We start from the raw sequence: 17,727 nt of genomic DNA on the forward strand, positions 1-17,727 counted from the left end.
TTTCTTTACTTCTTATCTGTATTGTTATCGTCTAGTTTAATATCGTCTTCCAAACCTTTTACACCATCTTTAAAGTTCTTTACACCTTTACCAATGCCTTTCATCAGTTCAGGGATTTTTTTACCACCAAAAAGCAACAATACAATAATAGCGATAATAACAATTTCGCCTGTTCCTAAATTTCCAAGAAATAGTAATTCGTTCATGATATTATTATAATTAAATGTTAATATTCTATCTTCAACACAGGGCAAAGATAGTATTTGTAACGAATAGTACCCCTATTATTCCAAATTTATTACCTTTGCAGCGTCTTAAAAAAGTAAAATTAGAAAACAATTAGAAAGATGAAAGCGTACGTATTTCCTGGTCAGGGAGCACAGTTTGTCGGAATGGGAAAGGACCTTTACGATAACAATCCACTTGCAAAAGAGATGTTTGAGAAGGCTAATGAAATCCTCGGATTTCGCATTACAGACCTGATGTTCGCCGGAACAGACGAAGATCTGAAACAAACAAAGGTTACACAGCCTGCCATTTTTTTGCACTCTGTTATTTTAGCAAAAACATTAGGGGATCAGTTTAAACCGGACATGACGGCCGGACACTCTTTGGGCGAATTTTCGGCTTTGGTTGCCGCTAATGCTTTATCCTTTGAAGATGGTCTGGTTCTGGTTTCCAAACGTGCCATGGCTATGCAGAAAGCATGCGAAGCTACCCCGTCTACAATGGCTGCCGTTTTAGCTTTGCCGGACGCTACTGTTGAAGAAATTTGTGCAAGTATAGACGATGTAGTCGTTTGCGCAAACTACAACTGCCCGGGACAGCTTGTTATCTCAGGTAGTGTACCAGGTATCGATGCTGCTTGCGAAAAATTATTGGCCGCAGGCGCTAAACGTGCACTAAAACTAAAAGTTGGTGGAGCATTCCACTCTCCGCTAATGGAACCGGCTCGTGCCGAACTTGCTGCAGCTATCGAAGCTACAACAATAAAGAAACCGATATGTCCGGTTTACCAAAACGTCAGCACCAAAGCTGAAACTTGTCCGGAAACAATCAAAGCAAATCTTATTGCCCAGCTAACAGCTCCGGTTCGCTGGACTCAGAGTGTTCAGAATATGATTGCCGACGGGGCAAACCATTTTATTGAATTAGGTCCGGGTGCCGTACTTCAAGGATTGGTAAAGAAAATCAACAAAGACATTACAACTGAAGGTATGCAATAATTTCACCTTCACAATCCAATAATGCAAAAAAGAGGGTATATCGCTAAGCGATATACCCTCTTTTTTGCATTATATTATCATTCATATTTTACGAAACAAATTAAGTATTATTATATTTGCAATTAACAACTAATCTATAAATTATAAATCATAATGACTATTAGAAGAAACTTCCTTAAACAACTAATCGCAGGAGGTATTTTATTGCCTTCTGCTCCTCAGTTTCTTTCAGGAAAAGAAAGAATAACAAGCCCACCCCGAATACCAGACCAATCGGATATAAAAGAAATCCGTATTGCTTTAATAGGTAAAGGAGGTATGGGAACAGCAGACACCAACACTGCTTTATCCATAGAAGGTATTAAGCTAGTTGCTGTTTGCGATCTATATGACGCTCGCCTGGAATTGGCAAAGCAAGAATGGGGAAACCATCTTTTCGTTACAAAAGATTATCAGGAAATCCTGAAACGCAAGGATGTGGATGTCGTATTAATCGGAACCCCCGATCATTGGCATCAACCGATTGCTATTGCTGCAATGAAAGCAGGGAAACACGTTTATTGTGAAAAACCTGTTATCCACAAAATCAGTGAAGGGAAAGCGTTGATTAATGCACAACGGGTTAGTGGTGCCTACTTCCAGGCAGGAAGTCAAGGCATGGCCTCATTAGGTAACAGAAAAGCCCGTCAATTAGTGCAATCGGGAATTATCGGAAAAATAAATTTCATCGATGGGCAATTTACCGGAGGCCCCAGGCATTTAGGGCATTATTCCATACCGGAAGATGCATCGGAAAAAACAATCTGGTGGAAACAATTCATTGGAAATGCACCTAAACATGATTTTGATGCACAACGTTTCTTTTACTGGAGAAATTGGAAAGATTACGGAACCGGGATTGCCGGAGACTTATACGTACATGTATTAGCCAGTCTGCATTTCATAATGGATGCCATAGGACCGGAAAAAGTTTATACTACAGGTGGAATCCGTTACCATACGGATGGTTACCGGGATACGCCGGATATTATGCTGGGTTATTTCGACTATCCGGATCGAAATAATACCGGTGCTTTCACTGTCCAGTTGGGGGCAAATCTTATAGATGGCGTTTCTAAAAAATGGGGAAGTACGAATTTCCGCATTGTCGGCTCGGAAGGTACATTGGATGTCGAATGGGACAAAGTAACCCTAAAAACATTCCATCCGCTGGATATTCAGTGCTTGGAAGCATTGAATAAAATAGGACAAGGTATCGATACTCCTGTTCAAAACTCCGATACCGAATATACTTTCGTTGCTATGCCGGATTACAAAGGCGGACATTACGATCATTTTAATAATTTCTTTACCGGAATACGGAATAAAACACCTCTTACCGCAGATGTTCTATTCGGCGTACGCTCGGCCGCTCCTGCCCTGTTAAGTTATGAAAGTTATATGCGCGGAGAGGCTATTTACTGGGATGCGGAAAATTTAAAGGAAATAAAAAAGAAAAAATAATACAACTCTATGAAAATCTATAACATCATAACAAGTATACTTTTTGTTTGTTGCTTTTGCGCACAAGGCCAAAAGCTAAACCAACTTTCGGATAAAGAGGTAAAAGAGGGTTACCAACTTCTGTTCGATGGAAAATCGTTGGACAACTGGATCAATAATACCGATGAATATTTTGTAGAAAACGGATGTATCGTTAAAAAGGCTTCCGGAATAGGTAACTTATACACGAAAGAAGAATTCGACAATTTTGTTTTACGTTTTGAATTCCAATTAACACCAGGGGCAAATAACGGATTAGGATTGCGCCATATCGTTATGCCCAAAGGTAAAGGATATTTAGGGATGGAATTACAAATTCTAGATAACGAAGATCCTCAGTATAAAGATTTAAAACCTTATCAATATCACGGAGGACTATACAATTACGCCCCCGCAAAACGGGGTTATCTGAAGCCTGTAGGTGAATGGAATGTGGAAGAAGTAATTGCTGATGGAGCCAATATAAAAGTTATTCTAAACGGAACTGTTATACTGGATACAAATCTCAAAAAGGTTACACAAGGTATTCCGGCTGAAAAAATACAACCGGGCTTATTGCGCTCCAAAGGGCATATTGCATTCCTCGGACATGATTCTGCTATTAAATTCAGAAACATACGCATAAAACCTCTTCAAAAATAAGCCGACAACGGCTAACCATTTTCATAAAACAAAAAGAGGATGTGCAAACACATCCTCTTTTTGTTTTATCTTTTCCTGTTATCTGCCATTCCACCATAACAATGTTGTTGTCAGATCAGGTCCTCCTAAAAGTTTCAATGCCTGCTGGTATCCTTCCAGGTTATTTGTCTGAATATTTGCAGGATAACGATAACGTTTAGGATAGAAATCCCAACGGCTTTCTTTAGAAGTTGCTACAGTCAACGGTACCTGATTCAACGGATTATAGTCCTTCTCTACAGCTTGATTCTCAAAGAATGGTAATCCCAAACGACGATGATCACTCCATGCTTCTTCGGGCAACCAAGGTACCTGAGCAATATATTTCTGTGTGATAATCTTCGTCAACACATCATTATTATATGCACCACCCCGGTAAATTGTATTCTTCGGATATTGATAAGTCATCGTTTTATTCGTTTTTGTATACGGGTCTACATAATTAACGGTATAAGATTGTGCTTCTGTCGTATGATCAAAATTAACGGAAGTTCCTATACGGTTATAGTCCTTGGAAGCCAGATAATCCGCCACTTCATTTTGCAAACCGTGATATTCAAAACTTGCGGTTATGCCTTGTTCATAATTCGACTTGGCTGTTCCGGGCACATTCCATCCTTTAACAGCAGCTTCAGCAAGCAGGAAATAGCTTTCCCACGGACCAAAGAATACCCTTTTATTCGTATTCATACGGTACTGTTTGGCGATAGACGGATAATTATAGTTTTTACCGGTCAATGAACTAACCAGACCACCTTTCGTATCCCATTCTCCTGCAACCCAAGTAGTCCACGTATATTTCGGATTAACAGTAACCATAACTTCCGTTGTATTATTCGGATTAAGCAAACCTACCGGCTGTACTTCCGAAGCAGCCCCGATATAGCCAGGGTAAACAACACCGTCGTCAAAACCAACTACACTAAATAATTTCGGAGCTCTCGGATCAACAAACTGAGGTATGCCGTCAAAATAAAAACCGGCACACGGATCATTTGTTGTCAAAGGGAAATGTTGATTCAAATACAATCCCATATATTCATACGGATTTTTCAAGTGACTCTTTAAAGAATCCGGTAGCGGAAATTCGAGGCCTCCTAAACCAACAACCAGGTTTTTGAAAGTTACAGACATAGCCTGACCATTCCATGGACGGGACATGACACCGGTCAAATCTCCCCAACCGTCTTTTTCCTGTACGGACGCAATATCTGCCTGCTCTGATATAAATGGTTTTGAAGCAGCATCTTCAAACTCGGAACGTGCCAACCCCGGATCTACTCCCGAGATACGCATAGCCAGACGCATACGTAAAGAATTGGCATATTTTTTCCATTCATTCACGTTTCCGGCATAAAAAGCATCTTCATTTGCCATCGCCGACATGTCGATAGACGGATCAAGAGCTGATTCAGCATCCTTTAATTCCGACAATATGAATGTATATATTTCTTCGACACCATCATAGGGAGCCGGCGTACCCGAAAATGCAGAGATTGCAGGAATTGGTCCGAACCCATCCGCTACTTCCGAATTCAGGTACGCACGCCAGATTCGCGCCATCTGTATTACATTTTTATAATAAGGATATTGTTCGGCTTCTCCTTCTTCCACTTTCTTTTGGCCAAGCTGAACAGCTTTCGTTGCATTATTCAACCACCCCACGGCATAATCATTACTTAAATAAAGAGTCATGTAATCATTATTGTCGGTACCTAATGTAAAACCACTACCCCTGTTAAAACGTGATGCACGATCCCAGGTCAGGATAAATACACGTTCGGCAATTTCAGGATTCATTTGTGCCCCTATAATAGAAGCATTCATAAACCATTCCGGTTTAACCTTACCTTCACCCACTAAATTCGGATCCTCATTTATCTCCGTAAAATCATTACATGAAGATAAACCGGCAAGGGCAAGTATTCCGGCCAATATTATATTTTTTGTCTTCATAATCTTATACATATATTATATATCATATTTTTTTAATTCTCTTACCATTAAAATCCGATTGTAACATTAAAGGTATAAGAACGGCTAGTTGGCGCTGCCCCATTTTCAAATCCCGTAGCATTCGTATTTGTTGCTGCTACAGATTCAGGATCAATACCCGGAAGATTATAATGGATCATCCACACATTATTACATGTCGCAGAAAGACGAACACGCTGGAATGGAGTCTTTTTCAACATCTGGCGATTGAAGTCATATCCCAAAGTAATATTACGCAATCTGACATTAGTAGCATTATAAGTATACATTTCCGGCAAACCGTAGTTTCCGGTAGACCCTATTCGTTCCCAATAATTCTGAGGAGTTACTTTAACCTCGTTCATTACATAACCATTTCCTTTCTGAACAACACTGTTAGGAACCACAAATGATTGGCGGTCGCCATTAACAACTGTTCCGGCAGCATTACCACGGGTATACAAACCGGAAGCTGTCGCCGAATAAATATCGCCGCCGATACGGAAGTCGATCAGAAAACTCAGGTTAAACCCTTTATAAGAAAAGTTATTGGTAAGTCCCAGCATCCAATCCGGATTCTGGTTTCCCACCTTACTCTTATCCGTTGAAATAAGCGGCAAACCATCCTCTCCTACGACAATCTTTCCATAATGAGGACTATTTTCATCTGTTACACGCTGAAATGTCTGTCCGTATATATCGCCATAAAGGCTTCCTTGTACAGCAACAATCTGCACGGCATCAAACGTTTTGATATTATATAACGTAACACCGGGATACAAGTCTATAATTTTATTCCGGTTCAGAGAAAATTGCGCAGTTGCATTCCAGTTAAAACCCTGGGGATTATTAAAAATTTCGCCATTCAGTGAAAGTTCCACACCTTCGTTCTGAATATTACCGGCATTTACTTTACGGGAAGCATACCCTGAGAACGGATCCATCGGCAAGTCTAATAATTGGCGGGTTGCATTCGATTTGTACCATGCAAAATCTATCCCTAAACGGTTATTAAAGAAACGAAAATCGAAACCGGCTTCCCACGATTTGATCAACTCGCTCCGTACAGAAGAATCAAACAATACTTTACCCGGTTTGGCTATAGTATTTCCGTTTTGATCTTTATCCACAGAGAAATAGTTATACAACTGATACGGATCAAGGTCGTTACCAACCTCTGCATAGGATGCGCGAATTTTAGCAAATGAGAACCAGTCCGGCATTGCCCCCCCTAATTTAGGAACCATATCCGAAATTACACCTGAGAGGCTGACAGACGGATAAAAATAAGAACGATTCACTTTACTCATTGTTGACGACCAGTCATTGCGCGCAGTAATATCCAGGAATAAGTAGCCATCCCAGTTCAATTGCAAAGAACCATACAAAGAATTCATCCGACGACGGATCAGTTCCGAAGTTACCGTCGGTTTATCAACGCCATTATTTAATGAAAACAAATCCGGGACAAGCAATTCGCCTGCACTTGCATTCATTTTTGAACGCTGCTGCTGCATCAGGTTTCCGCCAAATGTTATAAACCCTCCCAAACGGTCTATCAGATTATCTTTACGGGCTGTAGCCAAAAAGCTGAAGTTATTTTCATAAAAAGTTTCCGATCCTTCACTGTAAAGGCCTCTGGGAGTTGTATTACCACCGGCATATACCTTTTCATTCTTTGTTGTTGTATAATAATCGGTTCCCCCCCTCAATTCAATGTCAAACCAATCGGTCGGAGCATATTTCAAAGATAAATTACCCAACAAACGATTACGCGTATCTTCATTTTGGCGATACTTCGTCACCCAATAGGGGTTTTCCTGTGGATTATTGGAAGCATCATACCAAACCATTTTACCATTTTCATCTACACTGTTTTCAAATTCTTTTATATTCAAAGAACGGGGCAAATTATATATCGTATTGAATGCATTTGACGGATTGACCCCTTGAATAGGACGGTTATGTGCATTCATATTAATATAGTTGACTTTAGCATCTACTTTCCATTTTTTTGCTTCATCCAGGAATGTTGTAGCACGAACCGTTATATTGGTTTTGTTCAATTTCGATTCGGGAGTTATACTGGCATCATCCGAACGATTAACAGATGCAAAAACAGAAGTTCCTTTAATATCCTGCTGAAAACTTACCCCTTCATTAAAAGACGTGCCCGTACCGAAAAATGCATCAATATTGTCATACGTATGCAATGGCACATCTCGCCCAAGCCAATCCTTTACAGTCTGCCCTTCGGCCTTAGGCCCCCAACTCAAACGGGATTGGTTATCATAAATACCGACAGAACCCTGTCCGAAATCGTCCTGCATGTGAGGTTTAAGAAAAATAGTCTCGGCAGTTATACCGGCATTGACAGTTAAACCCAATCCTTCGGTTTTACGTCCCGATTTCGTTGTAATCAGGATAACCCCGTTACCTGCACGTGATCCATACAGGGCAGCCGCCGAAGCACCTTTCAATACAGTCATAGACTCTATATCTTCCGGGTTAATATCAGACAGCCCATTACCCATATCCGCACCCGAGTTTCCCCAAACGTCATCTACACCACCAGTGAAGTTATCCATAGGAGTACCATCCACTACTACCAGAGGTTGATTACTGCCGGTTAACGAGTTATTACCACGAAGTACGATTTTTGAAGAACCGCCAACCCCATTACTGGAACGAACTATCTGCAAACCCGAAACTTTACCGGACAATGAATTGGCAAGATTAGGTTCACGTGAAGAAAGTAAATCGTCTCCCTTCAGTTCCTGCATTGCATATCCCAATGCTTTCTTATCACGTTTCATCCCGAGTGCCGTCACAACAACTTCATCCAGCTTCTGGGTATCTTCAGAAAGATGCACTGTTAAAGTAGATTGTCCTGTATAGGGAATATCTTGTGGAACGTAGCCAATAAAAGAAATCTGGATAATATCTCCTTTTTTCACTCCGTCCAGAGTAAAATTACCGTCCAAATCGGTAATCGTACCATTGGTTGTTCCTTTAATAATTACAGACGCCCCGGTCACCGGCCCTAGAGCATCTTCCACTGTCCCCGACACCTTTGAAGTCTGCTGGGGAACACTAGCTGCCGGATTTTCCGTGCCGGGTATCGCATATAAGCTTCCTGTGAAACTCAACGCACCCAATAGAAGAATCAGGCTGACTGGTCTGAATTTTTTCAACATAACTAATGCTTTTTGTTTAATTTATTACACGATGTTTAGCGTAAAGCGATATCTTTTATTCACTATAAACACAAAAACACAAGATATGTTCTGACTTTAACATAGTATGGGACGCTTTATTACCAAAACGTTCCATACATTTTATTGTACTTAAAACCGAATTCATAGTTATGACTTTTAGAAATCATAACTATAAATTGAAAAAATCATCACGATGAAATTTTTTGATAAATCCGCTACCTGAGATATTCAGTTTGGCTTCGGCGGAAGATATACTTATTACGAAGGTATTCCGGTCTACTATGATGTTACCGTCCGAATAATTAAAAAACGTATTATTGAGGCTTGGTGTTTAATTTGTTATTAGTTTTACCATAGTACTAAAAGAACCTGTCGGTTTATATCGGTGGCTGATAACTACCTTAACTACTGATTCGCATTAAACAATTTGTATTAAAAGGAAAGCTATCAACAGAATAATCAGTCTAAAAACGACATTTTATAACACACATTCCTAATATCAAAATCAGCTTTATAATGGTATAACAGTTATTGTCATAACAGCAGTAGAAACCTGTATATATTCTTAAAATCTATAACAAATCAACAATCACTGAATAATAAACATTTTAACATAGCTTTTCAATGATGAAGAAACTAACTATGTTAAATTTGAAGGCTTTCCATATTTTTTTAAGAAAAATAACACAGTGAAATAAATATTTCATATATTTGCCACGAATATAAAATGAGCAGAGTTCTTTTAGTACTATGGTAAAACAAATAACACTCTTAAACGCATAATCTAACTGGCTCTTCCTTTTTATCGAACAAATAACAGACTTTTGTTTCGCCAAGACAATGTCTATTTATTTAAATAAAACCATCAGTTATGTTGAAAAACTTTAAACCTGTCAGCTTAATTCTATTTGCAGGTGCTTTGTGTTTCTCAGGAAACGCCTATGCAGACCTTGCACCTGTTAAGCAAAGTACCAACATTTCCCAACAATCGGGAAAAGTTACAGGTACAGTAGAAGATGCATTAGGTCCTGTTACCGGAGCATCTGTAGTTGTAAAAGGAACAACCAATGGAACCATTACCGACTTTGACGGTAATTTCGCATTGGAAGGTGTACAAAAAGGAGATGTCATCCAGATATCTTTCATTGGTTACACAAGTCAGGAAATCACTTACAACGGCCAGCCTTTGGGAATAATCAATCTGGCGGAAGACACTCAGAAACTGGATGAAGTAGTTGTTACTGCTTTAGGTATCAAACGTGAAAAGAAAGCATTGGGATATGCTACGCAAGAATTGAAAGGTGACGCTATCCTGGATTCTCGCGAAAGCAATGTGACCAACGCCTTATCCGGTAAAGTTTCCGGTTTGCAGGTTGTTCGTTCTTCCGGTGGTCCGGGTGCTTCTTCCAAAATTGTTCTTCGTGGTAACAATTCTATCACAGGAACAAACCAACCTTTGATCGTAATTGACGGTATACCTATGGATAACTTCCAGGGCGGTGTAGCCGACGCATGGGGTAACAAAGGACCTGACATGGGTAACGGTCTTTCCGATATTAATCCGGAAGACATCGAATCGATGAACGTATTGAAAGGTGCTTCTGCAGCAGCTCTTTACGGTTCCCGTGCCGGTAACGGTGTTATTTTGATCACCACTAAATCCGGTAAAAAACAGTCAGGACTGGGTATCACTGTTAATGCAGGAGTAACTGCCGAAACTATGTTTATGCAGCCAGACATCCAAAATTCTTACGGACAAGGATCAACCGGCATTTATGATGTGAAATCACGTGCCAGCTGGGGTCCTATAGCCGACGGCTCTGTAAACATCGATAGTTGGAATGGTAAAAATGTACCGATGTATACTTATGACAACGTTGGTAATTATTTCGATACAGGTGTATCATTTAACGAAGGTATTTCTTTCCAGCAGGCAAACGAAGGTACTTCGGTATTCGCTTCTATCAATCGTTCTGACGACAAAGGTATTGTTCCAGGTGCAAAACTGAGCAAGACTTCTATTAACTTGCGCGGTACAATGGAATTTGGTCCGGACAAGCGCTGGAAACTGGATGGAAAGGTTAACTACCTGAACAACATCGGACATAACCGTCCTCTCCAAGGTATCAACCAGTCAAATGCATTCAGCACTATCTACAACTTACCTCGTTCAATCAATATCCTCGATCTGAAAGATTGTCTGGACGAAGACGGCAATATGATTTGGTGGGATACGGAAAGTACACCGCAGGAAAACCCGTACTGGACAAAACAGTACAGAACAAATGAAGATACACGTAACCGTTTCCTGGGTACGATGTCTTTGTCTTATAAGATTTTTGACTGGTGGAACGTTGAATTAAAAGGTGGTACGGACTACTATACAACAACAACTACCAGCAAACTATATGCAGGAGGAAATGTTACTCCTAAAGGTAATTACTCCGAAGGTTCTGAAACTTTCTACGAAAACAACTTCAGTTTCCTGACTACAGCTCAAAAAGACAATCTGCTCGGTAAATTCGGTGGTTTTGTAACATTTGGTGGTAACTTAATGATACAAAAAAGATCCGTAGAAAAAATCTCTACCGGCGACTTACTGATCCCGAACCTATTCTCCATCAACAATGCTGTTGACAAAAATAAGATGGGACTTGAATATACTTTGACGCAACGCAAAATGAATTCATTATACGGTTCATTCCAGATCAATTATGACGGTTGGATGTTCTTGGACATCACGGCTCGTAACGACTGGTCGTCTACCATGAGCAAGGTAAACCGTTCCTATTTTTACCCATCTGTTAGCTTATCTGCCGTAATATCGGATATGGTTCAAAAAAACGGAGGCTCTTTACCAGAATGGATGACATTCGCTAAAGTACGTGCCTCTTTTGCAGAAGTGGGTAATGACTTGGATCCATATCAACTGTATACAGTATATTCAATGAGCAAAGACCCATACGGAAATCCGGTTGCCAGTCCGGGAAGTGTACTTTTTAATCCGGATGTACGCTCAGAGTTAATTAAGTCATGGGAAGCCGGTGTTGATTTGAAATTCCTCAACAACCGCTTAGGTATCGACTTCGCGTGGTATAAGAGTAACGCTACCCGCCAGTTGTTGGATTTACCGCTAGACCCGTTCTCCGGCTATTCAAGCAAAAAGATCAATGCCGGTAACATTCAGAACTCAGGTGTGGAACTTATGGCTTATGCAGATATCTTCCAGAACCCGAAAGGTTTTAGCTGGAACATAACTGCTAACTTATCATTCAACCGCAATAAGGTTATCGACCTGTACGAAGGTATCAAAGAAATGGGATTATCCGACGGTTCTTTCAATGACGAAGTAAAAGTAGTAGCCCATACCGGCGGTATGTACGGTGATATATACGGTAAGAAATTCCAACGTGTGGAAAGTGGTGCTGACGCAGGCAAAATTATTGTGGACGCACAAGGTTTACCTTTGTTGACTTCTGATCTGCAGTATTTAGGAAACCAGCAACCTAAATGTATGCTTGGTATCACCAACACATTCAATTATAAGAATATCTCTTTGAGCTTCTTGATTGACGCACGTATCGGTGGTAAAATCTATTCGGCTACAACAGCTAAAATGTATTACAATGGTTCGGCAGCAGGAACAGTCGTAAACGGTGCTCGTGAAGAATTTGTTGTACCGAATTCTGTTACAGCTTCCGGAGATGGCTATACAGCAAATAACACATCTGTTACTCCTCAGTTATACTGGGAACGCGTTGGTACAGGCAACCTGGGTGTTGGAGAAGCATTCCTTTATGACGCAACAAACGTTCGCCTTCGTAACTTAACGCTAGGCTACACGTTCGACAAGAAGTTATTGGCAAAAACACCGCTGGAACGTTTGCGTTTATCTTTCACAGCAAACAACCTGTGGATGATTGCAAGCCACTTGGAAGGTATTGACCCTGAATCGGTGTCGACAACAAATACCAATGCTACCGGTATTGAATTGGGCGCGGCTCCTACTTCCCGCTCATATACATTTAATGTTACAGTTGGTTTCTAATTGAAAGGAAAATTAAAGTATGAAGACATTTAATAAAATAATGATAGGTCTTGCTTCTTCGGCAGCACTGTTATTCACAGCATGCAGCGATTTTGAAGAGATAAACAAAGACCCTAACGCCGTAAGCGAAGACAATGTGCAGGTTGCTCACTTGCTAAACAAATCGATAACTGAAGCACAAATGGACCCCCATATTGCAGAACGTATATTCGTATTGACATGGAAACGTGCTGCTCGTTTTGACCGTTCCAGTGGTTTTACTATTGGTGCAGATAACGAAGGTTGGAATAATGACTATTTTGGGACAGGCTACGGTGTTGGTTGGTTAAACAATGTAAATGCAGCTATTAACCTCGCCGAAAAACGCATTGCAGACGGAACAGCTAAGTCATACGAAAAAAACGTATATCAAATGGCCCGTATCTGGCGTGCTTATCTGATTTCAGAGTTGGCAGATTGCTTCGGCCCGATTCCAACAATCAATAAATTTGATGGAAGTGTTGCCCCTTACCAAAGTGTAGAAGAAATCTATACATTTATCTTAGCAGAGTTGAAAGATGCCGTATCAAAAATAGATGAAGCCGAAGATATGTCTCCGATTACGGGAGCCAATAACGTTTCAGACCAGTTCTATGAAGGAGACATGAAGAAATGGAAAAAATACGGCAATTCTTTACGCTTACGTTTGGCTATGCGCTTGACCGTAGCCAACCCAGCTTTAGCCAAAAGTGAATTTGAAAACGCAGCTAAAGGCGATCTGATCACTACATTGAACGACATGGCTCAGGTACAGGAAAAAGACGGATGGGATGGTGCTGCCGGTGTTATGTCCCGTACATGGAACCCGCAACCTATATCGGCTACTATGAATAACATCTTCCTTGGCTTAGGGGGCATCGATATTCAGGTTGCTGATGAGATCAAAAACGATGTGAAGATCAAAAGCGCCACGAAGTATATGGGATTACGCTTTGATAAGCATTTACCAACTTCTACGAATGATCCGAGCGCCGGTTTCTTTTATGACGGTTTACCCGACAAAATCGACCCGCGCGCACTTACACTGTATAACATTCCGGGGTATAAAGACAATGTTATTTATTCCGATTATATCGGAGAACCTGCAACAACTGCCCGTTTGGCAGATCCGGCAACAGGAGAACTTGTTGACAAAAACAATAAGGATTATATGAAGTTAACCGTTAAGTATACATGGAATACGTGGGTTGCCGGTAAATGGGATAAAAAATCCAGTTTATCAACAGAACTGACCGGTGCTTCGAAGAACTATCCTTCAATTGCCAAAAAATTCCGCATGAGCACCAACAAACGTGTTTGGTTTGCTCCGTGGGAAACGTACTTCTTATTGGCAGAAGCAGCTGTATACGGATGGAGTGTTCCCGGAACAGCCCAGTCTAATTATGAATCGGGGATTGCTGCAAGCTTCGAATACAATGAAGTATCCCAATTTCTTGGCGATTATCTGAAATCTACAGACTATAACCGCGTAGGTACGTCTGTTGCATTTAATCATACGGTAGAAGCTACTCCGCATGAAGTAACCTATTATGACGGTTATACCGGTGAAGCAAAGACTATGACTTATACTTATCCGAAGAATTCTATCTACAAAAACGGACAGTATAACAATGATCATCTGACGAAGATTATCACACAAAAATATATCGCTCAGAATCCATGGTTGCCTCTGGAAGCTTGGTCTGACCACCGTCGTTTGGGATTACCTTTCTTCGAAAACCAGGCAGTAGAAATAGATTACAATCCAACAGCACATGAAGTGCCATTGACCAAAAGTACAGCAAAAGAATGTAAATGGGAATTTTATCCAAAACGGATGCGTTACCCATCTAGCTTAGAAACGAACAGTAAAGATAGTTACGACCAGGCTATGCAATTACTCGGCGGTGTAAATGACACCAATAATCCTCTGTGGTGGGAAATGAAGAAATAAACTTCGTTTAAATCATATACTAGAAAAGGCTATCTCCACAATGGAGATAGCCTTTTCTTATCTTCTTAAAAACTTTTTTCATTTGCCATATTCCACATATTCAGGAAAGAGGCTTTTGTGATATTGACTACTTTGTCCCAATTAATTTTTGAAGCTTCATCACCCGGTAAATGATAATCAGGATGTCCATCCGTATGATACCAGATAATAGGAATACCTAATTTAGCAAAAGTCCCATTATCGCTCCCACCCGTCGGATTATCCCATGGACGGTAATCAGGATCCAGATTCAGATTATACTGTTTAATGTCGTTTTTCAACCATTTACCAAAAACAGGATGCGACTCTGTATAGAAGTAAACAAAATAGGAAGGGCGCTCTTCTATATGATTACGGCCTATCATATCAAAATTGAGATATCCTTTTACTTTACTAATTTCAGGGAAAGACTGGGCAAAGGCTTTAGACCCAAGTAACCCCTTTTCTTCTCCATCCCAAAAAGTAAAAAGAACTGTTCGTTCCGGTTTTTCGCCTGTAGCCTGAAAAGCACGCGCAATCTGTAATACGGCAGAAACGCCCGAGGCGTTATCGTCCGCCCCATTATATATCTGATCGCCGGCTAGCATCGGGTCAATACCCAAATGATCATAATGAGCTCCTACTATCACGTATTCATTTGGGTTCTTTCCCTCTATCTTCCCTATAATATTATTCATTGCCAGCTTTTGATGTACCCCTTTTTTCAACCTTGAAATAGAATCTGGATGGACCTGCCAACGGCCATTCTTTTGTCGTTCTACATGATAAGCTTCAAACGGATGATAGTATGAACCGCCTAATGGCTCTATCCCGAAGGATTTCAAATTGGCAACTATATATTCTGCAGCTATCCGCCCACCGGGGAAACCGGCTTCGCGTCCCTGCAGCTCATCACTAGCCAGGAAGCCGATATGAGCTTCGGCAGTTGCCTGATTTATTACATCCAAACCTTTTTGCTGGGGAGATTGTGCCCACAGGGCAGTACTTAAAAACAATGATACTAAAAGAAATCCTGATTTATTCATCCCGTTATGTTTCTGAGTTTATTTATAGAAATAGTTTTAAGCTCTGATTGCAAAGATAAAGGTTTCATTGAAAACAAAAAAGGCTTTCCATCGCTCTTTGGCAGCGTAGAAAGCCGGATCATTCCTTTTTTCGAACTCACCATCCCGTTTTATACGGAGGTGAGGATATTTAAAGTATTGTTTAATTCAAATAAATTGCAGTATTAATTAATTCTTTACTGCAATTGCGTTCATTTCGTCCATAAGACGACGAATTTCAGCATTTACCCGTTGACACATTGAACCATTTCCAACAGCCTGATAACGGTCTGCCTGATAACGCAACATCGCTAAAGCACGTAAGCTTTTTTCATTTTCTCTCATCATCATAATCATTTTAATTTATACTTTCCACGCTTGGAAAGCTTGGGTTAATAATACACGTCCTATACAATCTTTTTCCTTAGTACGCTACAAAGATAACCATTTTTTTTGATAAAATGTTGTACAACATAATAAATTATTTCGTTTTTCATTTTTTTAGCCTTTAAAAAGCCTGCATTCTATTGAATATTCATTCATTCCACAGGCGTCAATTCTCCTGTAATTGAATCAATTACAAACCCTCTTACCACAATATCCTTCGGTATCAGGGGATGTTTATATATTTGCTCTACAGTTTCATGAACAGACTCTTCGGATGTATGAAACCCGTGCAACCACGATTCGAAATCGATACCGCAATAGCGCATCATATCTATATGGTCCTGAGGTATTCCGCGTGCTTTCATTTTCTCAATCAACTCAGCACTATTCATATGTTTAGCTCCGCAATCAGTATGACCAATAATCATAATCTCCTCCACTCCCAGCTCATAAATAGCAACCAATAAGCTACGGATCACACTACCGAACGGGTGCGATATAATAGCACCGGCATTCTTGATCACCTTAACATCTCCGTTTTTCAAGCCTAAGGCCGCCGGAAGCAGTTCGGTCAGACGGGTATCCATACAAGATACAATAGCAATCTTCTTATCAGGAAATTTGGTTGTTATATACTTTTCATACCCTTTGTTCTTCACGAACCCACGATTAAACTGAACTAATTCGTCTATCATAATTCCCCCTTTATTTGAATAACAATTCAGGTCAAATAATGTTGAAATGCTTTAATGCATTATAAATGCCATTATCATCCACCGAAGTGGTTACATAATCTGCAGATTTCATTACATCTTCGGCCGCATTACCCATCGCAACCCCCATTCCTGCATGTTTTAACATAGCAATATCATTCCCTCCGTCACCAAAAGCCATACACTCATCCAGATTGATCCGGAAATGTTCCAACATCTTATCTATTCCTATCCCCTTATTACTTCCGACAGGAACTATATCCGTAAATAAAGGATTCCAACGGGTAGACTCACAATGTGACAAGATGGACATAATCCGTTTTTCCTGTTCTGCAGTAAAAAACGCAATTAGTTGATAAACAGTATTGCCGTAAACGTCTGCTACCGGACGAATAGGAGGCGACGGAAAGTTTAATAAACGGAAAACATCCTTAACAGCCTTATCCGTATAGTTCATAAAAATTTCATTTTCCATAACAAAGGCACATGGAAATGAGCCTTCTTTCTCCTGATAATGAACCAAAGATTCTATATCCTTATCCGGAATACTATGTTTATAAACCACATCATTCTTTCCCGCCAGAACATATCCTCCGTTCAAAGTAACATAACCATCAAATTCCAAATTTCCCAGATTATTGATAGAGCTTAAATGACGGCCGGTTGCAATAAACACTTTTATCCCTCTTTTCCTCAATAAGTCAAGTGCATGAATCGTAGACTGAGGTACAACATGAGTCTTAAAACTAACCAATGTTCCGTCAATATCAAAAAATACAGCCTTAATCATAACTTAAAATCTTTTTACCTATTAATTTAATAACAAAGATAGAGAATAAAATTCGTCGAATATGAACACTAATAAGTAAAATTTGGTATCTGAC

At 40.1% G+C, this 17,727-nt stretch carries 12 protein-coding genes; 5 read left to right on the forward strand and 7 right to left on the reverse strand.

Annotated elements, in window-relative coordinates; genetic code table 11:
* Positions 1-5: 5 nt before the first annotated feature.
* Positions 6-206: a twin-arginine translocase TatA/TatE family subunit gene (gene tatA / locus C4S38_RS00620; RefSeq protein WP_103982111.1), complete on the reverse strand. Its 201-nt coding sequence runs from the start codon at positions 204-206 to the stop codon at positions 6-8.
* A gap of 141 nt (positions 207-347) precedes the next feature.
* Between tatA and fabD the strand changes: the two genes are divergently transcribed.
* The 3 genes from fabD to C4S38_RS00635 all read left to right on the forward strand — a co-directional run bounded on the left by fabD (position 348) and on the right by C4S38_RS00635 (position 3,410).
* Complete coding sequence (gene fabD, locus C4S38_RS00625) at positions 348-1,226, forward strand: ACP S-malonyltransferase (RefSeq protein WP_103982112.1); 879 nt, start codon at positions 348-350, stop codon at positions 1,224-1,226.
* 153 nt (positions 1,227-1,379) lie between these two features.
* On the forward strand, positions 1,380-2,729 hold the full coding sequence (locus C4S38_RS00630; protein ID WP_103982113.1) for a Gfo/Idh/MocA family protein: 1,350 nt from the start codon (positions 1,380-1,382) through the stop codon (positions 2,727-2,729).
* A gap of 9 nt (positions 2,730-2,738) precedes the next feature.
* Positions 2,739-3,410: a 3-keto-disaccharide hydrolase gene (locus C4S38_RS00635; RefSeq protein ID WP_103982114.1), complete on the forward strand. Its 672-nt coding sequence runs from the start codon at positions 2,739-2,741 to the stop codon at positions 3,408-3,410.
* A gap of 78 nt (positions 3,411-3,488) precedes the next feature.
* Here C4S38_RS00635 and C4S38_RS00640 read toward each other — a convergent pair whose 3' ends face one another.
* Both C4S38_RS00640 and C4S38_RS00645 read right to left on the reverse strand, forming a co-directional pair.
* Entirely contained in the window at positions 3,489-5,405 is a 1,917-nt protein-coding gene (locus C4S38_RS00640) for a SusD/RagB family nutrient-binding outer membrane lipoprotein (protein WP_103982312.1), read from the reverse strand.
* A gap of 47 nt (positions 5,406-5,452) precedes the next feature.
* Positions 5,453-8,620 carry a SusC/RagA family TonB-linked outer membrane protein gene (locus C4S38_RS00645; RefSeq protein ID WP_103982115.1) on the reverse strand — a complete coding sequence of 1,056 codons (3,168 nt, stop codon included), beginning with the start codon at positions 8,618-8,620 and terminating at the stop codon, positions 5,453-5,455.
* An 892-nt stretch (positions 8,621-9,512) separates the two neighbouring features.
* Here C4S38_RS00645 and C4S38_RS00650 point away from each other — a divergent pair.
* Positions 9,513-12,689 carry a SusC/RagA family TonB-linked outer membrane protein gene (locus C4S38_RS00650; RefSeq protein WP_103982116.1) on the forward strand — a complete coding sequence of 1,059 codons (3,177 nt, stop codon included), beginning with the start codon at positions 9,513-9,515 and terminating at the stop codon, positions 12,687-12,689.
* Positions 12,690-12,708: 19 nt separating this feature from the next.
* Entirely contained in the window at positions 12,709-14,661 is a 1,953-nt protein-coding gene (locus C4S38_RS00655) for a SusD/RagB family nutrient-binding outer membrane lipoprotein (RefSeq protein WP_103982117.1), read from the forward strand.
* 65 nt (positions 14,662-14,726) lie between these two features.
* On the opposite strand, the gene C4S38_RS00660 is transcribed toward C4S38_RS00655, so the two are convergent.
* The 4 genes from C4S38_RS00660 to C4S38_RS00675 form a co-directional block, all read right to left on the reverse strand.
* Positions 14,727-15,725, reverse strand: a complete 999-nt coding sequence (locus tag C4S38_RS00660; protein ID WP_103982118.1) for a M20/M25/M40 family metallo-hydrolase — start codon at positions 15,723-15,725, stop codon at positions 14,727-14,729.
* 207 nt (positions 15,726-15,932) lie between these two features.
* Positions 15,933-16,094 (reverse strand): hypothetical protein, encoded by a 162-nt coding sequence (locus C4S38_RS15885; RefSeq protein ID WP_200817927.1) that lies wholly within the window; start codon positions 16,092-16,094, stop codon positions 15,933-15,935.
* A 188-nt stretch (positions 16,095-16,282) separates the two neighbouring features.
* Complete coding sequence (locus C4S38_RS00670) at positions 16,283-16,825, reverse strand: beta-class carbonic anhydrase (RefSeq protein WP_099465485.1); 543 nt, start codon at positions 16,823-16,825, stop codon at positions 16,283-16,285.
* A gap of 31 nt (positions 16,826-16,856) precedes the next feature.
* A complete protein-coding gene (locus tag C4S38_RS00675; RefSeq protein WP_103982120.1) occupies positions 16,857-17,633 on the reverse strand; it encodes a Cof-type HAD-IIB family hydrolase in 777 nt (258 codons plus the stop codon).
* Positions 17,634-17,727: the final 94 nt, after the last annotated feature.

The organism is Parabacteroides chinchillae (assembly GCF_900108035.1).
Taxonomy (GTDB): domain Bacteria; phylum Bacteroidota; class Bacteroidia; order Bacteroidales; family Tannerellaceae; genus Parabacteroides; species Parabacteroides chinchillae.